Source organism: Spirosoma arboris, from assembly GCF_009754945.1.
GTDB lineage: Bacteria > Bacteroidota > Bacteroidia > Cytophagales > Spirosomataceae > Spirosoma > Spirosoma arboris.
In genome coordinates, this window is sequence record NZ_WPIN01000027.1 from 40,239 (window position 1) to 61,933 (window position 21,695).

At 46.1% G+C, this 21,695-nt stretch carries 18 protein-coding genes; 11 read left to right on the forward strand and 7 right to left on the reverse strand.

The genetic code is table 11. The annotated features are described in order from the left end of the window. Window positions 1-3: 3 nt before the first annotated feature. From GO755_RS37780 to GO755_RS37790, 3 genes are all read left to right on the forward strand, one after another. On the forward strand, window positions 4-2,196 hold the full coding sequence (locus tag GO755_RS37780) for an alpha-galactosidase (RefSeq protein WP_157590629.1): 2,193 nt from the start codon (window positions 4-6) through the stop codon (window positions 2,194-2,196). Between the two features lie 141 nt (window positions 2,197-2,337). Then, on the forward strand, window positions 2,338-3,996 hold the full coding sequence (locus GO755_RS37785) for an FAD-binding dehydrogenase (RefSeq protein ID WP_157590630.1): 1,659 nt from the start codon (window positions 2,338-2,340) through the stop codon (window positions 3,994-3,996). An 87-nt stretch (window positions 3,997-4,083) separates the two neighbouring features. Further along, on the forward strand, window positions 4,084-4,500 hold the full coding sequence (locus GO755_RS37790) for a DUF6331 family protein (protein ID WP_157590631.1): 417 nt from the start codon (window positions 4,084-4,086) through the stop codon (window positions 4,498-4,500). Between the two features lie 218 nt (window positions 4,501-4,718). Here GO755_RS37790 and GO755_RS37795 read toward each other — a convergent pair whose 3' ends face one another. After that, window positions 4,719-5,198, reverse strand: a complete 480-nt coding sequence (locus tag GO755_RS37795; protein WP_157590632.1) for a DUF6252 family protein — start codon at window positions 5,196-5,198, stop codon at window positions 4,719-4,721. 283 nt (window positions 5,199-5,481) lie between these two features. Continuing rightward, the gene (locus GO755_RS37800) at window positions 5,482-6,093 is read right to left on the reverse strand and encodes a cupin domain-containing protein (protein ID WP_157590633.1); all 612 of its coding nucleotides are present in this window, start codon (window positions 6,091-6,093) and stop codon (window positions 5,482-5,484) included. A 360-nt stretch (window positions 6,094-6,453) separates the two neighbouring features. Here GO755_RS37800 and GO755_RS37805 point away from each other — a divergent pair, with 360 nt between their 5' ends. From GO755_RS37805 to GO755_RS37820, 4 genes are all read left to right on the forward strand, one after another. After that, a complete protein-coding gene (locus GO755_RS37805) occupies window positions 6,454-7,938 on the forward strand; it encodes an APC family permease (RefSeq protein WP_157590634.1) in 1,485 nt (494 codons plus the stop codon). A 246-nt stretch (window positions 7,939-8,184) separates the two neighbouring features. Beyond that, window positions 8,185-8,778 (forward strand): TMEM175 family protein, encoded by a 594-nt coding sequence (locus GO755_RS37810; protein WP_227687261.1) that lies wholly within the window; start codon window positions 8,185-8,187, stop codon window positions 8,776-8,778. A 15-nt stretch (window positions 8,779-8,793) separates the two neighbouring features. Then, entirely contained in the window at window positions 8,794-10,167 is a 1,374-nt protein-coding gene (locus tag GO755_RS37815) for a M23 family metallopeptidase (RefSeq protein WP_157590636.1), read from the forward strand. 406 nt (window positions 10,168-10,573) lie between these two features. Beyond that, window positions 10,574-11,503 carry a DUF6607 family protein gene (locus GO755_RS37820; RefSeq protein ID WP_157590637.1) on the forward strand — a complete coding sequence of 310 codons (930 nt, stop codon included), beginning with the start codon at window positions 10,574-10,576 and terminating at the stop codon, window positions 11,501-11,503. A gap of 46 nt (window positions 11,504-11,549) precedes the next feature. Here GO755_RS37820 and GO755_RS37825 read toward each other — a convergent pair whose 3' ends face one another. The 4 genes from GO755_RS37825 to atpA all read right to left on the reverse strand — a co-directional run bounded on the left by GO755_RS37825 (window position 11,550) and on the right by atpA (window position 15,527). After that, window positions 11,550-11,852, reverse strand: a complete 303-nt coding sequence (locus tag GO755_RS37825; RefSeq protein ID WP_157590638.1) for a hypothetical protein — start codon at window positions 11,850-11,852, stop codon at window positions 11,550-11,552. Between the two features lie 101 nt (window positions 11,853-11,953). Then, window positions 11,954-12,523, reverse strand: coding sequence for a DUF4136 domain-containing protein (locus GO755_RS37830; RefSeq protein WP_157590639.1), 570 nt, complete (start codon window positions 12,521-12,523; stop codon window positions 11,954-11,956). Between the two features lie 452 nt (window positions 12,524-12,975). Further along, complete coding sequence (gene atpG / locus GO755_RS37835; protein WP_157590640.1) at window positions 12,976-13,860, reverse strand: ATP synthase F1 subunit gamma; 885 nt, start codon at window positions 13,858-13,860, stop codon at window positions 12,976-12,978. A gap of 92 nt (window positions 13,861-13,952) precedes the next feature. After that, on the reverse strand, window positions 13,953-15,527 hold the full coding sequence (atpA, locus tag GO755_RS37840; RefSeq protein ID WP_157590641.1) for a F0F1 ATP synthase subunit alpha: 1,575 nt from the start codon (window positions 15,525-15,527) through the stop codon (window positions 13,953-13,955). A 375-nt stretch (window positions 15,528-15,902) separates the two neighbouring features. Here atpA and GO755_RS37845 point away from each other — a divergent pair, with 375 nt between their 5' ends. From GO755_RS37845 to GO755_RS37855, 3 genes are all read left to right on the forward strand, one after another. Continuing rightward, window positions 15,903-16,676 (forward strand): FKBP-type peptidyl-prolyl cis-trans isomerase, encoded by a 774-nt coding sequence (locus tag GO755_RS37845; RefSeq protein ID WP_227687262.1) that lies wholly within the window; start codon window positions 15,903-15,905, stop codon window positions 16,674-16,676. Window positions 16,677-16,773: 97 nt separating this feature from the next. After that, on the forward strand, window positions 16,774-18,864 hold the full coding sequence (locus GO755_RS37850; RefSeq protein WP_157590642.1) for a carboxy terminal-processing peptidase: 2,091 nt from the start codon (window positions 16,774-16,776) through the stop codon (window positions 18,862-18,864). Window positions 18,865-18,969: 105 nt separating this feature from the next. Beyond that, window positions 18,970-19,209, forward strand: a complete 240-nt coding sequence (locus GO755_RS37855; protein WP_157590643.1) for a hypothetical protein — start codon at window positions 18,970-18,972, stop codon at window positions 19,207-19,209. Between the two features lie 4 nt (window positions 19,210-19,213). Here the strand turns inward: GO755_RS37855 and GO755_RS37860 are convergent, their stop codons facing one another. After that, window positions 19,214-20,590: an MATE family efflux transporter gene (locus GO755_RS37860; RefSeq protein ID WP_157590644.1), complete on the reverse strand. Its 1,377-nt coding sequence runs from the start codon at window positions 20,588-20,590 to the stop codon at window positions 19,214-19,216. Between the two features lie 146 nt (window positions 20,591-20,736). Between GO755_RS37860 and GO755_RS37865 the strand changes: the two genes are divergently transcribed. Continuing rightward, a complete protein-coding gene (locus GO755_RS37865; protein ID WP_157590645.1) occupies window positions 20,737-21,603 on the forward strand; it encodes a DUF4290 domain-containing protein in 867 nt (288 codons plus the stop codon). Window positions 21,604-21,695 lie beyond the last annotated feature (92 nt).

Here is a 21,695-nt window from a genome sequence, read left to right on the forward strand (position 1 = left end):
GACATGCAACGGGCCTACCTGCTCTTATCATTTATTTTCGGCATGGCATTGCTAACACAAGCCGCACCCGGCGACAGCCATATCGCCATTGAAACCCAACAAACGGCACTGGTTATCCGAATAGACAAAGACCAAACACCAACCATTATCCATCTTGGCCCAAGGCTTCAAAAGGCCGCTGAATATGCAGCTATCTCTGGAAATGGAAAACGGGGCGAAGACTATACGGGTATTTACAACTCGGTATACACGCCAGCCGGTGGCCGCAATTTGCTGGAACCTGCCATTCAGGTTACCCATGCCGATGGAAATCCTTCGCTCGACCTTAAATACGTTCGGCATGAAACACAGTCGCTGGCCGATGGCGTCATACTCACCAAAATCTACCTAAAAGATCCACAGTACCCATTTGAGGTAATGCTTTACTACAAAGCATACCAAAAAGAGGATGTCATTGAGCAATGGTCGTCGATCCGACATACCGAAAAGAAGCCAATAACGCTACAAAAATATGCATCGGCCAACCTCTACATTCCTGCCCAAAATTACTACCTGACTCATTTTCACGGCGATTGGGCGAATGAAATGAATCCGTCTGAAGTGCTACTTACCGAGGGCATTAAAGTGCTGGACTCCAAGTTGGGTACACGAGCCGATTTGTTTCAGCCGCCGTCGTTTCTGGTAGCACTCAATCAACCGGCGGAGGAAGATCAGGGCGAGGTCATTGCCGGTACCCTGTCCTGGTCGGGTAATTATCAGCTAGCGTTTGAGGTTGATCCGTTGCATAATCTACGCATTCTGCCCGGAATAAACCCTTATGCATCGGCCTATACGCTAGCGCCTGGAACTGATTTTACGACGCCTTCTTTCCTGTTCACCTATTCAAATAAAGGCAAAGGTGGTGCCAGTCGCAGTCTGCACCGGTGGGCACGTAAACACCGTATTCCACAAGGGCAAGGCAATCGCCTGACGCTCCTGAACAACTGGGAAGCAACCTACTTCGATTTTAACGAAGAAAAGTTAAGCGCACTTTTCAAAGACGGCAAAAAGCTTGGCGTCGATTTATTCCTGCTCGATGATGGCTGGTTTGGCAACAAATACCCTCGAAACGACGATCATGCAGGACTAGGCGACTGGCAGGAAAACGTCAAAAAATTACCTCATGGACTCGGCTATCTGGTAAAAGATGCCGAAAGTGCAGGCGTTAAATTCGGCATCTGGCTGGAACCCGAAATGGTCAGTCCGAAAAGCGAACTCTACGAAAAACACCCCGACTGGGTTCTTAAACTGCCAAATCGCCAGGAATATTATTTTCGAAATCAGTTGGTACTCGATTTATCGAACCCCAAAGTGCAGGACTTTGTGTTTGGGTTGGTGAACGATCTGCTCACTAAAAATCCAACACTGGACTATATTAAATGGGACTGTAACGCCGTCGTTTACAACGCCTACTCAGCTACAAATCCAAACCAGTCAAACCTCTATGTCGATTATGTGCATGGACTTTACAAGGTATTGGAGCGGCTCCGGGCAAAGTACCCTACCCTGCCTATGATGCTCTGTTCTGGTGGCGGTGGTCGCGTAGACTACGGTGCTCTACAATACTTTACAGAATACTGGCCCAGCGATAATACCGATGCGCTTGAGCGAATATTCATTCAATGGAACTACTCCTATTTCTTTCCGGCCATCGCGAGTTGCAATCACATTACCGATTGGGGAAAACAACCCATCAAGTTCAGAACAGACGTAGCGATGATGGGCAAAATCGGCTACGACATTGTCGTAAGCAAACTAACCGAACCAGAATTGCAATTCAGTCAGGAGGCACTAAAAACGTATGATCGGGTCAAAACCGTCATTTGGCAGGGCGACCAGTTTAGGCTAGCCTCTCCTTATACGAATGATGTAGCATCGGCCATGTTCGTTAGTGAAAGCCAGGACCGAGCCGTATGGTTTACTTATCTGGTTAACAGTCGTTATAAAGCAGGTAGTGTTGCGCCCATTAAATTGAAAGGACTGAATCCCGAAAAGACTTATAAAATTCAGGAACTGAATGTTTATCCGGGTACTCGGTCGGCAATTAACTCATCCACAGCAACGTATTCAGGCAACTATTTAATGACCATTGGCTTTAATCCACAAGTAGACACCCGCCGAACGAGTGTGGTGCTGGAAGTAACAGAAGCGAAATAGTCCATCTAGTTGAAGGGCGGTTTACACCATACGCCATTTCTTGGAGAAATGGCGTATGGTGTAAACCGCCCTTCAACTAGATGGCAAAGTAAGTAGTCTAACATAAGACCTATCTTTCAGCTAATGAGCTAACGTGGTTTTATGCACCAGGACACAGATGTTATCATTATTGGGGCAGGGCTGGCAGGGTTAGTGGCGGCTGCTGAGCTTGCGGATGCAGGAAAGCGAGTTCTGATCGTTGACCAGGAGCCTGAGCAGAACATGGGTGGACAAGCCTTCTGGTCATTCGGAGGGTTGTTTTTAGTAGATACTCCAGAACAGCGTCGACTGAAAATTCGCGATTCGTATGAGCTAGCTCTGAGTGACTGGATGGGCAGTGCCGCCTTTGATCGGCCTGAAGATTATTGGCCAAAAAAATGGGCAGAAGCCTATGTTACGTTTGCGGCTGGCGAAAAACGATCCTGGTTGCATCAACAGGGGCTTCGGTTCTTTCCTGTAGTCGGCTGGGCCGAACGGGGTGGTTATGGCGCTATCGGCCACGGTAATTCAGTCCCCCGTTTTCATATCACCTGGGGCACCGGCCCGAGCGTATTGGCCCCTTTCGAGCACCGTGTTCGGGAAGCAGTAAAACGCGGCTTGATTACGTTAAAATTCCGCCACCGGGTCAATGAACTGCTATTAACCAATGGGACTGCTGAAGGCATTCGGGGAGATATTCTGGAACCTAGCCCGGTGAAGCGTGGAGAGAAAAGCTCGCGCATGGTTGTGGGGGAATTTGCGTTTCACGCTCAGGTGGTCATTGTCACGTCAGGCGGCATCGGGGCCAACCACGACCTGGTTCGTCAGAACTGGCCGGAGCGGTTAGGTAAGCCTCCCAAACATATGCTTTCGGGTGTGCCGGAGCATGTAGATGGACGAATGCTGGCGATCGCCGAAACTGCCGGTGCTAATCTCATCAATCGCGACCGAATGTGGCATTATACCGAAGGTATCCAAAACTGGGCACCTATCTGGCCTCAACATGGTATTCGTATCTTACCCGGCCCTTCGTCTATGTGGTTCGATGCCTGCGGCAATCGCCTGCCTGTTCCTCTATTTCCAGGTTTCGATACGTTGGGCACGCTCCAACATATCATGCAGACAGGTCATGATTATACCTGGTTTGTGCTAAATCAGTCCATCATTCGAAAGGAATTCGCGCTGTCTGGTTCAGAGCAAAATCCGGACTTAACCAATAAAAACTGGCGCCAGGTGATGGGGCGTGCCGTTGGCAAATCAGCGCCTGCCCCGGTAGAAGCCTTCAAAAATCAGGGGGTCGATTTCATTGTGAAAAACAAGCTGCCTGATCTCGTAGCAGGTATGAACGCACTCATAGGGGAAAACCGCATTGATTTAACCGCTCTGGAACGTGAGATTGTCGCCCGAGATCGTCAGATTCTCAACCCATTCTGCAAGGATTCGCAGATTACAGCCATTCGGGGCGCGCGCCACTACCTCGGAGATCGACTAATTCGCACAGCGAAACCGCATCAATTACTCGACCCATCTGCAGGGCCACTAATTGCTGTTCGCTTGCACATACTAACTCGCAAGACGCTGGGCGGCCTCCAAACCGACTTATCTAGCCGTGTGCTGGGCATCAATGGTGAACCTATTCCTGGCTTATATGCAGCCGGTGAAGTAGCCGGATTCGGTGGTGGCGGTATGCATGGTTACCGGGCCTTAGAAGGAACATTTCTGGGTGGTTGTATCTTTTCAGGACGCACAGCGGGTCGGGCAGCAGCTGCAGAGATTGGGTAATTAACACTAGTACATTACTCAAACTAAAGCGCTTACAAAATCAGCAATTATGTGTTACTACGAAAAACAACATATTTTAAGTTTGAAATGGATCAACAAGAAAGTATATGGATTGGACCAGATAAATACATTAAATGGATTGAGTTTGATCCAAGCAATGAGCCTAAAATAGAAATAGATTCTAGGGGCCCATTATATGAGTTATATAACATAAAAGACCCATTAAGTCAGCTATGGAGTAAAACTGAAACCCAATGTGCAGTTGATTGTTGTGGTATTAACGCTCACCGGTTTTGGCCTGAAGACATAAAAAAAGCGACTCAATATCTTGACAAATTAACTCTACTAGAGCAACTCAATGAGGTGAAGAAGCGCTTGTTAGACAGTAATGAACAAGTGGTTGTTTACTATCGGCTGAATCAACTTTTTGAGAAATCAACCTTTTTAGCGCTAATTAACTATTTATTAAAAGAGATAGAGAGAAACCTCAATCTACCTAATTGAGATTACAAAAAGACAACGCTTTTCGGTCGATATTTATGGTGGTCCAGAATATCAATGGCTTACTGAAGCCCTACCCATGCAGGAATCGCATTCAGATCGACTATGGCTTAGAGCGGGTTTCTATTTTTGTTTCAGGATAAAGCGATAGCTCATTTCATATTACAAAAATGGCCAGTCTCTTCTGAAACTGGCCATTTGGCTTACCTACCTACCTTCTTCTATCTAATTCCTACATTGAACGTGCCATCTGTGAGTACTCGTTTTTTAGTACCTGTAACATCATAAGCCGTGAAGCTAAATGTACCGGTTATGTTCGTCGCGGTTTTCGTCTTAATGGTAACTGTTCCCGTTCCACCGTTAACCGTCGAAAAATCTTCCTTCGCAATGGTCATAGTTGCAAAATTGACATTACTTAAGGTGTAAGTTCCTTCGGCAACTGTGTTAGGCAAAGCAATGGCCACAATATCACTGGTTTTACTATCGAGACCATAAATGGCATAATAGTTACTGGTACCGGGCGAACTGGCTAGTGCGTACGCAAAGTCAGGTGTATAGGACTGTCCGTCGATTTTTACCGAAAAGCCTGCCTGTGTTTGTGTCGTGGTCGGCGTAACACTGTCGTCCGATTTTTTGCTGCATGAGCTTAAGCTAATAAGGGCGGCCATGGCCAGGAAGGAAACAAATTGAGCGATTTTCATGATTGAAATAGAAGTTTTTAAAATGAATAGTTAAAATCTGATGAGGTTCCTGGCCGTTGAGTGACCATCACTCGGCCCGGTGAAAAAGGAGTGGGTTGGTTGCCCTTTGTTCCTTTGACATGTCAAAACTACGACAAGCGGGAGGAGCTTATTGGCGAGACTATACAGCGGGCAGATCTAGCTTTAAAAGCGGAGGGAATGGCTGTAAAAGTGGTTGAAAATTAAAACGCCAGCCAGAGAATGACTCCCTGGCTGGCGTTCGTTTAAAATAAATCTCGTTAACTTAAGCGTCTATCTTTATTCGCTGGACAATAGCTTTCACGGGCGTGTCGGAAATAACTCGGACGGTATGTTCAAGATCAATCGGAACTGCCATATAATCGCCCGCTGAGAGTTGCACCAATTCGCCCCCGATAGAGCATTCACAGCGGCCCTCCAGAATTAGAAAACTCTCGAGTTCATCGTGATGTTCTTCCGGCCTTACCGACTGCCTGACCCACAGTAAAATCTGTTCGATTTTGGCATCTTTACGAAGTACATGACCGAACAGATTTTTATAGTTGGCTGGCGGTTGTATAGACGCAACCGTCCGCTCCCATTGACTGGCATCAGAAGAAGTGTTGATAAGCGGCAGTGCATTTAGATCAAAAGCAAATGCTTCGTCCAATACACCAAGAGCTTTCATAATTTGGCTTTTCAGGCCGGGCCTGGGTATAACAGGTTCGGCAAGTTCAGAATCGGCCAATGTTTTCATAGCCCAATCCAGCTCAGCCCGAATAGAGGGGTATTTATTCGCTAATCGTTTCACTTCACCCGCTTCGGCAGCACTAAGTATTCCCAGAGCGTACTGTTCAAGTCGGCCAGATTTTATATATTCCTGTTCGTTAAATTGCATCGCTACATCGATAATTATCACATAAAACAACGTACGCTTTCTGACTACCAGCGTTCAAAGCGACAACCAGCTTATCTTCTAAAATAGACGATATCTTTTTCATTAGCAGCACCGGAGCAGTATAAAGAGTCGGGAATTAAATCTTGCCCAAATTGCAAAATATTATTCGTTCATCAGTAGGTTATCCTATAGTAAGTTGATGGTAGAATGAGGATATACCGATGTATTTTTACAACATTAGCTTGCTTTTTTGGCCAATTGACCGCTTCTTGTAAAAGAGTTTTGGCAAGTGATTAAGAGGCTTATACGAATAACTTTTAAACTCATCATACCAATCAACTCTGCACGACTTACTTCCTCATGGCCGAAAACCAACCGCTCTCCGTTCCATCAGCCGATGTGGCTACAGAACCCACCGAATTTAAGCGTTCACTGAGTCTGATCGACTCCACACTTATCGTCTCCGGCTCCATGATTGGGTCCGGTGTTTTTATTGTTACCGCCGACATGGTGCGCAACCTAGGCTCATCGGGCTGGTTACTCATGCTTTGGGTATTAACAGGCATATTGACAGTTGCGGCTGCTCTCAGTTACGGCGAACTAGCCGGTATGATGCCTAAAGCGGGAGGCCAGTACATTTACATTCAGCGTGCTTATGGCCATCTAACTGGCTTTGTCTATGGCTGGACGGTTTTCACTGTTATCCAGACTGGCACCATTGCCGCTGTAGCGGTTGCCTTTACTAAATATACAGCTGTATTTATCCCAGCTCTCGGGCCCGATAATGTATTACTGGCCCTCGGGCCGATTAAAGTCACGCTGGGCTCAATCTTCGCTATTTCGAGTCTGGTATTGCTAACGTGGCTCAATAGCCAAGGGGTTCAAAGCGGCAAACTGATTCAGAATGTGTTCACATCAGCCAAGCTAATTGCCTTGCTCGGACTAATTGTTATTGGTATCACCATCGGGCTGAGTAGTGGGCTTCTGTCAACTAATCTTACGAATGCATGGGCTGCCAGCACAACTACAGCAACCGGCGAGGTACTTCCTCTGGCTGGTATCGCGCTGGTACTAGCGTTTGGTACCTCGATGATTGGCTCCTTATTCTCAGCCGATGCCTGGAATAATGTAACATTTATTGCGGGCGAAATCAAAAATCCACGTCGCAATATCCCGCTGGCTTTGTTTTTCGGGACGCTCATCGTAACCACGATTTACTTTCTGGCCAACGTTTCGTACTTATCATTGCTACCGCTGAAAGGGTCACCATCAGGCACAGACATTATCAGTCGAGGTATTCAATTTGCTACAGCCGATCGGGTTGCCACAGCCGCTGTCGAGACGGTTTTCGGAAACGTAGCGGTTGCGGTGATGGCTGTTCTCATTATGATCTCTACCTTCGGCTGCAACAACGGTCTGATTCTGGCTGGCGCGCGATTGTATTATGCTATGGCAAAAGATGGGCTGTTTCTCAAGCAGGCATCGCACCTGAACAAAAATGCGGTACCGGGCCGTGCGTTGTGGCTGCAATGTATCTGGGCGTCCGTCTTATGTCTGTCAGGGAAATACGGCGATCTGCTCGACTATTGCACCTTCGCTTCTTTAGTCTTTTATATGGTTACCATTGCCGGGCTATTTCGACTCCGGCGTACCGAACCGGATGCTGAGCGTCCTTACCGGGCATTTGGCTATCCCCTCGTTCCGGCTCTATATATTATCGCAGCCCTGACCATCTGCGGTATTCTGCTTTATACTAAAACGTTTAATACCGGCATGGGCTTACTTATTGCGGGCCTAGGAATTCCCGTTTATTTCCTGACGAAACGAGGTCAGCAGACGACGTAACGAACTCTTTTTATTCATATTCTCCTGCGGCTAATTCACCAGAGTAAACTGTGGGAGAATACCAGCTTTCGACTATACAACCCTGAGTCCTGATTCACGTTGGCTAACTATAAGCCCAAAAAACCAGGCCGATCTGGAAATTAAAAGAAGATTTATACCATAACTTATTGGCTGCTCTAACCGTTTGTCAGACAGGTACTCATAGGCGGACAAATGACCGATTACCAGGGAAACGAAACCCTTCGTATGGAAACATTCAGCGATGGCGTTTTTGCAATTGACATTACTCTCCTCACCTTTCAGTTAAAGGCTCCTGGATTAAAAGCGGCTACGTCAAATCATACATTAGCGCTGGCTCTCTTTCAGCAATGGCCAGATTACATTGCCTACTTCATTAGCTTCGCAACCATCTTTATCATCTGGCTGAACCACCATCGAATGTATAACGTGATTCAGCGAAGCGACGTCCGGTTTATGTTTTATAACGGGCTCTTACTGCTCTTGGTTAGTATTATTCCCTTCACAACCTCACTGTTGGCCGATTATATCGATACGCCTGCTAATCAGCTTTCATCTGGCTTGTATATGCTTCTATTTGCCGGTATATCCTGGGCGTTATTCATTATGTGGAACTACGCTACCGACAATTATCGGCTCCTAAAACGACCTGCCGCCGATGTGCGCATCCAAAATGTTCGAAGTAGCTTACTTATTAGCACAATCACGTATACAATAGCCGCGGGTGTAGCCGTTTTAGTACCTTTTCTGAGCATTCTGATGGGGTTGGCCATTGTCTTTTATCTATCTCGATTAAAATATCATCGAGCAAAAGTCGTTTAATACTATAGTATAAGTATGGTAGTTAGAGATTCACTCCGTTTTCTTTTTGCAGGATTGTTAATAGGTTGGTTAAACGCCTGCACAGGTGTTGGTCCAACAGCCAACTTATTTAGGCCATCATCGCCACATGAGCAGTATGGCCAATCGCTTAAGGAAGCAAAACTCGACCATACAGCCTTGGGCATCGATTGGCTTACTGCCGGCGAACGAGCGCTCCGAGATTCCCTAAAAATCACAATCCCCTATCGCGAAAGCGGCTATTTTTCGGCGAATAAACCCTTTGCTGTCGGTTATAGACTGGATGCTCAACGGGGCGACCGCTTTCTGATAAAAGTCGAAACACAGGGGACTAAGGAAGTTCAGGTATTTATTGATGTATTCGCCCTGGAAGACCGCAACCGAAGCAGCCTGATGGCGGCCTCAAAAGCCGATACCAACGTACTGACCTGGGAACCCCGAAAAACACAGCCCTATCTTATTCGTATTCAGCCCGAACTGCTGCGAAGCGGCAATTATACGATCACCGTTACTCGAGAACCTGCTTTGGCTTTTCCAGTGAAAGGTCATGATAGTCGCCAGATCAGCAGCTACTTTGGCGCTGTTCGAGACGGGGGACGTCGGCGCCATGAAGGTGTTGATATTTTTGCGTCCAAGGGTACGCCGGCCCTGGCATCGGTCAATGGGGTTATTACGGGTGTAGGCTCAAACACGTTAGGTGGAAATGTTGCTTTTCTAGCGGATAATGACCACAACATTCGCCTTTACTATGCGCACCTCGACCGCTGGAATGTTAGTAATGGGCAGCACGTTTCGGTTGGCGATACAATAGGCTTTGTCGGTAATACCGGCAATGCCCGTACAACAGGACCTCATCTGCATTTTGGCATATATGACTTTTCAGGTGGCGCAACAGATCCCCTTCCCTTTATTCGACTGGGGCGCGGGCCAGCAAAACAAGCATTACTTAGTCCATCACGCTTAGGTGATTCAATACGAATTTCCTCCATTAAATCAGCCATTCGGCTGGCTCCCCATAGTGATGCTCCCATTCTGTGTGAGCTTCCGAAATCATCAGCATTGACCATCGTTGGCGGTACCGAAACCTGGTTACGTATTGAATTGCCCGATGGGCTCATGGGTTATATAGCCAGCAATACAATTGAACCTGCTAAGCGTCCGCTTCGTCGAGTAACCTTATCAACCACTGGTAATTTGTTAGAGATTGCGGATAAAAAGTCAGGGATCATTCAACAGCTGCCTCTTGATTCAACTGTTGATGTATTGGCTTTAACAAACACATTTCAACTGGTTCGCAGTTTGGATGGGCAAACGGGCTGGATACCCTTGGCTACGACTTCCAGTCATTCGGCGAATGCCCTTAAACGTTAAATCTTGCTTAAAATTTTATTTAGTTGTTATTTTATATAAAGTCAGATTATTATATTTGACTATTGGTGTAGCTACAATTAATTCCGTAACGTCTGCTTAGCATATTATTTTTAGGATCGTAAAATGGTACTAATCATGATTATGTAGGTTATTGAGATGGTAGCACTCAGGCAAATTATTTATTAAAAGAATTCGCCACCGTTAGTAACGGTAGCAACCTGCTTAAATAACCAACCTATGAAAATGTAAAGGCATCCCTAGTGGATGCCTTTTTTAGGTTAAAGAGTTAAGCGGATTGGCTTGCTCTACTCATTTCAGAATCTGAGAGTCAAATTTATTTGTATAAAGTCTAAATAAAACTACTTTTGCAGCATTAACGATTGTTTCACATAACGCCTTATTTATCATGCGTTTGTCTTTAGTGACCATTCTCGTATTGCTATCAGTTAGTAGCGTCTTTGCCCAAACGACACCTAAATTGGAGGACATAGCAGCTATTAAAGGCCAATGCGGCTGCCATGACGTTAACTTCCTATACGCAGAGACATTTGCTCCCGAAAAGACCTACACCTTTAAAGATCGGTATACAGCTAAAGGCACTGAATGGGTATTTGTTGAAGAAGAGACCGGTCCGACGTCTCGGCCCAACAAAATCGTCATTCAGCACTTACTGGTAGTGAGCGATTCAATGGTTATTAAGCACTGGCGTGAAGACTGGCTTTATCAAAATACAAGCTTGCTCAAATTTGATCAGAATGCTTCCTGGAAACGCACACAACTGTCGGCAGCACAAGTAAAAGGCCAGTGGACTCAGAAAGTTTTTGAAGTAGATGATAGCCCGCGTTATGAAGGATCAGCAACCTGGATTCATGCCGATGGTCGGGATTATTGGGAAAGTACGGCTGATGCTCCCCTCCCCCGTCGCGAATACACCAAACGCACCGATTACAATGTTATGCGTCGAACCAACCATCACGAAATTCGCCCAGACGGGTATATACACGAGCAGGATAATGATAAAATCATTCGCTCTGAAGCAGGTGACCAACTGTTAGCATCTGAAAAAGGACTGAACACTTATAAACGCACCGACGAGAAAAAATGTCAGGCAGCCAAAGATTGGTGGGCTAAAAACCGAGCCTATTGGGCCAATGTTCGCGCCGTTTGGAACGAGATACTACCCAACCGCGACGCCGTAGCCATAAAAGGTCAGGTAAAAGGCAGCGTACTGAGCCGGGAATTGGATGAACTAGCTGTATCGTCGCAGAAAACGACCTATGATTCTGCTACAAGTCGCCAACTTATCCGCCAAACCATTGAAAAATTCCTGAAGTAAATGCCTAAAAATAACCCCATTTGCCCAGCAAATGGGGTTATTTTTATTACCATTTAGGGGGAGATTTACTACTAACCTGTGTCGAATCGCCAGCCTCGACCGAGGTAGTTGAGCTCCAAGACGAGTCAATTGGAACGGTTGTTTGGATTGTATCACAGTTGGCAAGCTTTGCCTGTAAATCTACTATTTTGCTTTCCTTTTGTGTAAGATTACGTTGAAAGTCAATCGTTGCATCTTCGAGTCGCTGGTGCCGTTGATAGGAAACACCGAGCAATGCCGCAATGCCCAACAGTAGTATAAGGACTACTGCGATAAGCGAATAAATAATTCCTCGGCTTACGACAGGCATAATACAACATCAACATAAAGCCGCAATTTAACAAAAAGCTATGGCCATAAAAAAACCTGCTGTCTAACCGAGAGCAGGTTTTCCATTTGTCATTTATCCGCTTAGCGAGCCGCGCCATAATCCTGGCCAGCACTCTCGGGGAAGTTCTTCATAATACTGGTCACCGTTTCGCGAAAAGCCTGATCACGATCACGCTCCTTATTGCGGGTATTTAATTGGCCCGTTGCCCAACCCTGCCAGATAATATCGTTAGTACGAGCATCTGATACGTTAACAACTACCCGATTTTCTTCATACTGCCGCGAATAGACGTTGTTACCCATACCACCGTACCACCAAGAATAAGGCGAATACATATTATTGGACTGAATTTGCTGCTTGTCTTTCGAGTCCATAAAGAACCGAACAACCAAATCCGCTTCACCCTGGGTTACGGGCTTATATCCTCTCGCTTTGAGCGACTGGTCAAGCGCATCAGCAATCCGACGCTGGTTTAGGTTGCTACCTACAATCGGATCAGCGTTGCGTTGCCGGTCAGCTTCGATACGATAGGTCGAAAACTGCCGAACATTTACTTTAGGATCGTAGTCGTATTTAACCGTTATAGCCGGAGCGCAAGACGCCAGCGTACCGACGACGAACAAACTGGTGATTATGCCTTTGAATTTCATGTATTTTGAGTCGTTAATTGTTGTCAAACCGATTAGTAAACGTTCGGCAAACGGGCATTCGTATATGATAGTAAAATAACTAAAACTAGACCATATTCGTTCCGATTTTAAGCGTGTAGCATATGTCTCAATCCAAAGATAACTTCTTGATATTCAGAAGAAATTATTTTAATTAACCAAATTTAACGACCTATTAATCCACGTCGTTTATCTAGCCAGATTTCAGTTGATTCCGCTGGTTAATCCTTAATCAATCGAGTCGAAAATCACGCTAGCTAAACAAAGAATTAAGTTAAGCGAACTTACTTAAAAAATGCCCAGCTATTCCTTATCTATGACGCCATAAGAAAGCAAACCGTTGCAATGAGTTTGCAAAAAATACCTTATACAAAACAAAGCCGCTACCTGAACAGGTAGCGGCTTTGTTTTGTATAACTAAAATCAAGTCGGTGTTAGGCACTAGCTAATGCTTCGGCACCACCTACAATTTCGAGAATTTCGGTTGTAATAGCAGCCTGACGCGTCCGGTTGTACACTAAGCGAAGTTCTTTCAGTAGTTCGCCAGCATTTTCGGTTGCTTTGTCCATAGCTGTCATCCGTGCACCGTGTTCCGATGCGTTGGAATCCAACACTGCTTTGTACAATTGAATCTTAATCGTTTTAGGAATCAACTCCGTAACGATTTCTTCTTCTGACGGCTCAAATATGTAGTTAATCGAACTGGCAGAACCAGCAGGAGGAGCCGTTGCTACAATGGGTAACATTTGTTCTGTCCGCACGATCTGCATCGCTGCGTTCTTGAACTCATTGTAGATAACTTCAACTACATCGTAGCGTCCATTGGCAAATCCTTCCATAGCATCTTCAGCAGCTGCACGAACCGTCGTAAAGTTCAGCGAGCCGAAGATGTCGAGATGCGAGGTATTGACTTTAAAGCCCCGACGCTGGAATGCTTCTGCACCCTTTTTGCCAATGGCCATAATTTCAACGTTACCCGAACGAGCCTGTGACGAATATTTTTCGTCAATGAGTGTTAGTGCTCCTTTCACCACGTTGGTGTTAAACGCACCACAAAGACCCCGATCAGATGTAACAACAATGAGCAGTACACGCTCAACAGATCGCTGTTGTTGATAAGGACTTTCCGAAGCCGTTTCTGCCCCAGCCGAAACTGTTCCAAGCATTTGGCTCAGTTTCTGAGCATAGGGCCGTAATTGCGTTATATTATCCTGCGCCCGGCGCAACTTGGCAGCCGCTACCATTTTCATGGCTTTGGTAATCTGCTGAGTCGAATTGATCGACGAAATCCGAGCGCGTACTTCTTTTAGACTGGCCATTAGATAGTCGTAAGTTGCCAAATTGTAAGTCGAAAGCACTTGCCAGAGTTCGTCACTTACAACTTGGCAACTTACGACTTACAACTAGTTTACTAATATTGTGCCGAAAGATCAGCGGCTACTTTCTTCAGTGCTGCCGTCGCTTCGTCGGTTAGTTTACCAGCGCGCAGATCGTCCAGAACGTTGGGGTACTGCGCACTCAGTACCATACCAAACTCACTTTCAAATGCTTTTACTTTGTTAACAGGCACCTTATCGAGCAAACCGTTGGTCGAAGCGTAGATAATAGCCACTTGCTGTTCAACTGGAACCGGTGAATACTGTGGTTGTTTCAACATCTCCTGGTTACGACGACCACGTTCGATAGTCAGTTTGGTCGATGCATCAAGGTCAGAACCAAACTTGGCGAAGGCTTCCAATTCGCGGAACTGAGCCTGATCAAGTTTCAGGGTACCAGCCACTTTCTTCATTGACTTGATTTGTGCGTTACCACCTACCCGTGATACCGAGATACCTACGTTGATGGCTGGCCGGATACCTGAGTTAAACAGGTTCGACTCCAGGAAGATCTGACCATCCGTAATCGAGATTACGTTCGTCGGAATATAAGCGGATACGTCACCAGCCTGAGTTTCAATGATTGGTAACGCAGTTAGTGAACCACCACCTTTTACTTTGTCTTTCAGACTTGGTGGCAAATCATTCATCGTTTTGGCGATGTCGTCGTTGGCATTGATTTTAGCAGCCCGCTCTAATAAACGACTGTGCAGATAGAATACGTCTCCAGGATAAGCCTCACGGCCTGGTGGGCGACGCAATAGCAGCGACACTTCGCGGTAAGCAACAGCTTGTTTCGACAAATCGTCATAAACAACCAGAGCAGGACGACCTGTATCTCGGAAATACTCACCAATGGCAGCTCCCGTAAATGGCGCAAAGAACTGCATCGGCGATGGATCAGATGCATTGGCTGCTACGATTACTGTATATTCCATTGCGCCCGCTTTCCGTAGCGTTTGCTCCACCATTTTTACGGTCGAAGCTTTCTGACCACAGGCTACGTAGATACAGAATACGGGTACGCCTTTATCAAAAAACTCTTTCTGGTTGATAATAGTATCGATGGCCACAGCAGTTTTACCTGTTTGACGGTCACCGATAATCAGTTCGCGCTGGCCCCGACCGATGGGAATCATAGCATCAATAGCCTTGATCCCGGTTTGCAGAGGTTCATTTACCGGCTGACGGAAAATAACGCCCGGCGCTTTACGTTCCAGAGGCATCTGAAACAGTTCCCCCTGAATAGGGCCCATACCGTCAATTGGTAGACCGAGCGTGTTTACTACACGGCCAAGAATACCATCACCCACGTTTACGTAGGCAATCTGATCGGTACGTTTAACGGTATCGCCTTCTTTAATTTCCGAATAATCGCCGAGCAATACAGCTCCAACGTTATCTTCTTCAAGGTTCAGCGCCATGGCCTGAAGCCCATTGTCAAACGACAGCAATTCGCCGGCCTGCACCTTCGAGAGGCCGTAGATACGCGCTACGCCGTCGCCGATTTGCAGCACCGTACCGACTTCTTCGAGTTCAGCCTCGGTTTGGGTTCCGGCCAGTTGCTGGCGCAGAATGGCTGATATCTCGTCGGGTCTTACGGATTCCATATGTGTATAATGAGATTTTAATGTTGATTTTCCGGCCGCAAAGGTACGACTAAAATTTAATAAAAATGCGATGAAACACAGAATCAATGGCTGAATGTTAGACTTTTCCGATATAATATCTGCAACTTATTAGCCATTGGGCAGGCATTCGAAACCGTTCATCCAAATTAACGGTACTTTAAGCAATCAAAATTGACATAAGCCAAATTTTCAGCTACTTTTAGTAGCTTAATTCGATATGGAATTAAGGTATGGTTGCCAGCTGATTTACTAACTATTTTTTTTGTGAATCAGCCTCTAGCTAAACTTTTATCCTATTCATTCACGTTTCAATAGCATTACCTTTCGTTTATATACATCACGTTTCATTTTCGCATGAAGTTTAATCAATGGATGCTGGCCGGTATTGCGTCGGCCATTTTTGTCGCTGGTTCCGCGACTGCACAAGTTAAGAAACCGGCCCTAAAAAAGCCGGCCTCTGCCAAACCAGCCCCAGCTGCTAAACCTGCAACAACAGGAACAACAATAGCCTCTACTCAAGATTCCGTTAGTTATAGTATCGGGGTGTTCATGGCTCAGAATCTGAAGCAACAAGGCATTTCTGATCTTAATAATGCCTTACTAATGCGTGGGTTAGAAGACGCGTTGAAAGGCTTGCCTACTCAACTGACACAGGCGGAATGCGGGCAGGTTATGAATAACTTCATGCAGAAACAGATGGCCTCTCGTAATGCGGAAGGAATGAAAGCATCTGCTGAAAACAAAAAAATTGGTAGTGCATTTCTTGCGGAGAACAAAACCAAAACGGGGGTAGTCACGACAGCTAGTGGATTGCAGTATTCAATCGAAAAAGAAGGGACAGGCGCTAAACCAACGGCTACCGACCGGGTTAAAGTACATTATACAGGTCGCCTGATTGATGGAAAAGTATTTGATAGTTCTGTAGAGCGTGGCCAACCAGCGGAATTTGGTGTTAATGAAGTGATTAAAGGTTGGACAGAAGCTCTCCAACTGATGCCAGTTGGCTCAAAATGGAAGCTGTTCATCCCCTCTGATCTAGCCTATGGCGACCGGTCTGCTGGTGCCGATATTAAACCCGGCTCAACATTAGTGTTCGATGTCGAGTTACTTGATATTGTTAAACAATAAAGAGTGAAAGAATGAAAGAGTGAATGAGCGGAAATTACTAATTACAAATTCGCTCATTCACTCTTTCATTCTTTCGCCATTAACCTGGGTAATATAGATGAAAAAGTATCTGGTAACCCTAGTACCCGTGCTGATGCTGAGCTTTCAGCCGGATTCCCCCTCGAATGGTGCTACAGGCGATGTTTCGTCCCTGAAGGCATTGCCTACGTCATCTGCGATTGATGACCTGAAGCCATCTATTTCACAAGAGAAAGTCGAAGCCCTAGTTGCTAAGATCCTTACCCAGTACCACTACCGGAAGGTACGGCTGAACGATTCGCTATCGTCGGTAGTATGGGATAATTACCTCAAAGAAATTGATGGCAACAAAACGTATCTACTCGCGTCAGATGTGGCTGCTTTTGAAAAATACCGCTATCAGATTGATGAAGCACTCGTAAATGGTGATCTGACAGCGGCTTTTGATCTGTATAACGTTTTCAGAAAACGGTATCAGGAACGCAGCGACTTTATTAAAGAGCAGATAAAAAAACCATTTTCGTTCACCGAAGATGAAAGTTTCAACACTGATCGTGAAAAAGCGGCCTGGCCTAAGAGCGTAGAGGAACAAAATGATCTGTGGCGAAAAATCCTGAAAAACCAGGAATTAGAGCTTAAACTAGGCAATCGAAAAGACAGCGCAGTTGTGGCCACAATGACGCAACGCTACGCCAATCTGGATAAAGCCTATAACCGAATCAAAAGCCCCGACGTGTTTCAGATTTACATGAACTCATTTGCTGAAGCACTTGACCCGCACACCAATTATTTTTCTCCTACCAATGCCGATCGCTTCAATCAGGAGATGAGTCAGTCGCTGGAAGGGATTGGAGCTATGCTTCAGGAAGATGGTGAATATATCAAGATAACAAGTGTATTACCTGGCGGTCCAGCTTTCAAAAGCAATCTCATAAAAGTAAATGATAAGATTGCAGGCGTTGCTCAAGGTGATAATGGTACTATGGTAAACACCATGAACTGGCAGGTAGATGAGGTTGTCAAACTCATCAAAGGTCCTAAAGGCACTGTAGTTCGCATACAAATTGTTTCGCCCAATGCGCTGGCGGGTGCTCCTCCAAAGGAAATCCGGCTAGTTCGGGAGAAGATTAAACTGGAAGAGCAACGCGCTAAAAAAGAGGTTATTGAGGTAACTGATAACGGCAAGACCTTTAAGATCGGCGTTATCAACATTCCGATGTTCTACCGCGATTTTGAAGGTGCCCGCAAACGTGAAGAAGGATTTAGCAGCACGACCAGCGACGTTAAAAAATTCATCGACTCTCTGAAAGCAGAGAAAGTAGCTGGTATCGTTATTGACCTTCGCGACGATGGGGGTGGCTCACTGACTGAAGCAATCAACCTTACGGGTCTGTTTATTCCCAAAGGTCCAGTTGTCCAGGTACGCGAATCGAGCGGTGAAACAGAAGTCTATACAGACCCCGATCCTTCTGTAACCTATGATGGTCCTCTGGCTGTTTTGGTGAACCGTTTCAGCGCATCGGCTTCCGAGATTTTTGCGGCTGCTATTCAGGATTACAAACGCGGTATTATCGTTGGTGGCCAAACCTTCGGCAAAGGAACGGTACAAACGTTGATCGATCTTAATCAATGGCTCCCTAAAGAGCCGGAGAAAGTAGGTCAGGTAAAAATGACGATCCAGAAATTTTACCGCATCAATGGCAGTAGCACACAGCATAAGGGTGTGACACCGGATGTTCAATTCCCGTCGGCCTTCTCGGCTGAAGAGTATGGAGAAAGCTCGCAGCCAAGTGCATTACCCTGGGATCAAATTAATTCGACTCGTTATGAGCAATCGCGTGGCATCGACGACAAAATTTTGAGTCGTTTGCGTGATCGTTTCGATCAGCGGCTTAAGTCAGACCCCGAGCTGAAACAACTGGCGCAAGATTTGGCCGACTTTAAGAAAGCTAAAGAAAATACGGTTGTTTCGTTACAGGAATCGAAACGTCGGAAAGAGCGCGAAGAAGCCGAACGGAAACGTGCAGCAGCCAATAAAGTGTCGCAGGCATCGGCTCCGATTGATGAAACCGGCACCCCCTCGCCTAATGCACCTAAAAAGAAAAAAGACCTTTATCTCAACGAAGCAGGTCTGGTTCTGGCCGATTATATTCTGGCTGTGAATAAATAATTGATAGGTATTGTTAATAGCAAACCCCGCTCAGCGAACTGTTGGGCGGGGTTTGCTATTTTTATATTGGCTTTAATCGTAGCTTAAAATTTAACCCGCTCAACCATGTGGTATTTCCTTATCAAACAAAACGATCTCGAAATAAAACAGTACCAGGATTTACAGAAACGGGCTTTGTTAACCGAAGTCGAACGGTTTAATGAGCCCTACGAAAGCTGGTACGTATTTACGGTCGAAAAGGAGGATTATCCTGTTTTTATGGATGATCTCGACCGAGAAGGTATTGCATACGAATTAGCCATTGGCCGTCCAACACGCGCTGAAATGCTGGCGTCCATGAAGTAACAGGCTAGTGATTAAGTATTTCGGATACACTTGTCATTGACAAATCTGTACGCTTAACCCGGCCAAAAAAGCGCCATGTCAGCAGAACAGCAGCAATAGTCAGGCCCGTTAGTAAACCAATCCAAACGCCAATGGCATCCATCTTGAATGGAAAAGCCAATACGTAACTCAGCGGTAAGGCTACAATCCAGTATGAAAACAAGGTAATAAGAGTTGGAATATTCACATCAGATAAGCCTCGCAAACTCCCCAACGCCACCACCTGTACACCATCGGAAAGCTGAAAGAAACCAGCTATAATCACCAGTGACGCAGCAATCTTCATAACAGCTGGGTTATCCCGAATATAAAGCGTCACCAACCAGTCGTTCGCGGTCAGAAACAATAAGGCCATTACTCCCATAAAACCAACCGACAGCATAAAAGCAGCTACACCTGCTCGCCAGACGCCTTCGCGGCTACCGCGCCCAACGGCGGCACTCACCCGAATTGCAGCTGCCGACGAAATACCTGTAGCCATCATATACGTAACCGACGCCATATTGATCGCAATCTGGTGAGCCGCCAGTCGATCCTCGCCAAGCCAGCCAACAATGACTACCGCCAGCGCAAACGTGGCCACCTCGAAAAAAAACGTGAGCCCGCCGGGAATACCAAGTCGTAAAATTTCCCACACGTATTCCAAGGTTGGTAATGAGCGATAAGCAGCCGTCAGGTAATCTCTAAAACGTTCAGCCCGGTAAATATAAATCAGCATGGCTCCAGCCATAAACGTTCGGGAGAGCAAGGTAGCGACTGCTGATCCCATAAGCCCCAAGGCGGGAAATGGACCAATTCCTTTAATCAACACATAATTGAAGAGGGCATTAATCAGTAAGGCCGAAAGCGTAATAGCCATGGCAACTCTTGGGTAACGCAAGCCATCGCAGAGTTGGCGGGCCGCCACAAACACCATGAGTGGTAGTAACGACGCGCTTAGGATAAGCATAAAATTCCGTGTCAGCCGCGTTACTTCCGGAGTTTGACCGAATAACTCAAAATTAAAAGCCAGCAAAGCCGACAATCCACCTAAGACAACACTAAGTAATAAGGCTACACGAAGCCCAGCTCGAAATAATCGATTAACACTAGCGACATCGTTTTGATGATACGCTTTTGAAACTAACGCAGCCACAACCGACAGCCCACCCACCCCAATACTCGACATCAGGAAAGAGAGTGAATTAGCAAGGCCAGCGGCACCCAATGGTACGGCGCCCAGTAATCGCCCAACAAACAGGTTATCAGTAACACCCATCAACACAACTCCCAACTGAGCAATAATAATCGGGATACTCAATCGGATCGTATCAGAAAGTTCGGTGCGGAAATTGGTTAGCATGGGCGGGCGCAAGGAATGCGGAGCAGGGTGCAGAATGCAAAAATAACATATTCTCTCTAACAACTCCGCCCACCCTGCTCCGCGCTCCTTGTACCTCGCTCCTTTCTTTGTACTTTTGTTTTCTATATCACAAATCCGACAAGGACTTGAAAGAATACGGCAGTAGTATCCAAAAGTTGGTTGACAACATGGTCAACATCGAAGATCGGGAAAAGCGTACACGTTATGCACATATCCTGATTGAGTTGATGCGGCAGATTCACCCCAACATGAAAGATGGTCAGGATTACTACAACAAGTTGTGGGATGACCTATATATTATGTCTGGCTTTACGCTGGATGTTGACAGTCCTTATCCTCCTCCATCAGAAGAAGCGCTGGGCAAAAAACCGCAACGAGTTCCCTATAATACGCACCACTTGAAGTTTAAACATTTTGGTCGTAATGTAGATTTATTGATTGCAAAAGCTACCTCTTTAGAAGATCCTGAAGAACGGCGGGCTTTTGTTTCTTATCTAACCCGGCTGATGCGTACATTTTATCAGGCCTGGAATAAAGAATCGGTTGAAGACGAAACCATTTATCAGAGTCTGATCGAACTCTCGAACGGTAAACTTTATAACGATATCAAGCTCATTCGGGAAGAGGGTCTTGTTGACGCTACTCCTCGTGAGCGTACAGGCGATCAGCCCCAGCGAATTGGCGGCAATACCTACCGCAATGACCGGAATCGCGACAACCGTAATGACGGAACAGGCTCAGGTATGAATCAGGGACGGCCAAACCGAGATGGAGGCCAGCGGAACTTCGGCAACCGAAATAACCGTGACGGCGGATCACGCGATGGCGGATCAGGTTCGAATCAGGGAGGACGCCCAAATCGCGATGGTGGCCAACGCAATTTCGGTAATCGAAATGGTGGACCGAACCGCAACAATGATCGGAATCGTAACGACCGCGATGGCGGACCACGCGATAATGGATCTGGAGACGGACCACGCCGGAGACGATAAATTTCTGCTTAGTGTCATCGCCGGTGCAATGATGAGTTATGGTAGGATCATAATTTATCATCGCACCGGCGAATTAGTTATAATTCATAATT

What these genes read in the sequence shown, in the direction of transcription:
- GO755_RS37780 (WP_157590629.1), top strand. Translation starts at nt 4, where the DNA reads ATGCAACGGGCCTACCTGCTCTTATCATTTATTTTCGGCATGGCATTG.
- GO755_RS37785 (WP_157590630.1), top strand. Translation starts at nt 2,338, where the DNA reads ATGCACCAGGACACAGATGTTATCATTATTGGGGCAGGGCTGGCAGGG.
- GO755_RS37790 (WP_157590631.1), top strand. Translation starts at nt 4,084, where the DNA reads ATGGATCAACAAGAAAGTATATGGATTGGACCAGATAAATACATTAAA.
- GO755_RS37795 (WP_157590632.1), bottom strand. Translation starts at nt 5,198, where the DNA reads ATGAAAATCGCTCAATTTGTTTCCTTCCTGGCCATGGCCGCCCTTATT.
- GO755_RS37800 (WP_157590633.1), bottom strand. Translation starts at nt 6,093, where the DNA reads ATGCAATTTAACGAACAGGAATATATAAAATCTGGCCGACTTGAACAG.
- GO755_RS37805 (WP_157590634.1), top strand. Translation starts at nt 6,454, where the DNA reads ATGGCCGAAAACCAACCGCTCTCCGTTCCATCAGCCGATGTGGCTACA.
- GO755_RS37810 (WP_227687261.1), top strand. Translation starts at nt 8,185, where the DNA reads ATGGAAACATTCAGCGATGGCGTTTTTGCAATTGACATTACTCTCCTC.
- GO755_RS37815 (WP_157590636.1), top strand. Translation starts at nt 8,794, where the DNA reads ATGGTAGTTAGAGATTCACTCCGTTTTCTTTTTGCAGGATTGTTAATA.
- GO755_RS37820 (WP_157590637.1), top strand. Translation starts at nt 10,574, where the DNA reads ATGCGTTTGTCTTTAGTGACCATTCTCGTATTGCTATCAGTTAGTAGC.
- GO755_RS37825 (WP_157590638.1), bottom strand. Translation starts at nt 11,852, where the DNA reads ATGCCTGTCGTAAGCCGAGGAATTATTTATTCGCTTATCGCAGTAGTC.
- GO755_RS37830 (WP_157590639.1), bottom strand. Translation starts at nt 12,523, where the DNA reads ATGAAATTCAAAGGCATAATCACCAGTTTGTTCGTCGTCGGTACGCTG.
- atpG (WP_157590640.1), bottom strand. Translation starts at nt 13,860, where the DNA reads ATGGCCAGTCTAAAAGAAGTACGCGCTCGGATTTCGTCGATCAATTCG.
- atpA (WP_157590641.1), bottom strand. Translation starts at nt 15,527, where the DNA reads ATGGAATCCGTAAGACCCGACGAGATATCAGCCATTCTGCGCCAGCAA.
- GO755_RS37845 (WP_227687262.1), top strand. Translation starts at nt 15,903, where the DNA reads ATGAAGTTTAATCAATGGATGCTGGCCGGTATTGCGTCGGCCATTTTT.
- GO755_RS37850 (WP_157590642.1), top strand. Translation starts at nt 16,774, where the DNA reads ATGAAAAAGTATCTGGTAACCCTAGTACCCGTGCTGATGCTGAGCTTT.
- GO755_RS37855 (WP_157590643.1), top strand. Translation starts at nt 18,970, where the DNA reads ATGTGGTATTTCCTTATCAAACAAAACGATCTCGAAATAAAACAGTAC.
- GO755_RS37860 (WP_157590644.1), bottom strand. Translation starts at nt 20,590, where the DNA reads ATGCTAACCAATTTCCGCACCGAACTTTCTGATACGATCCGATTGAGT.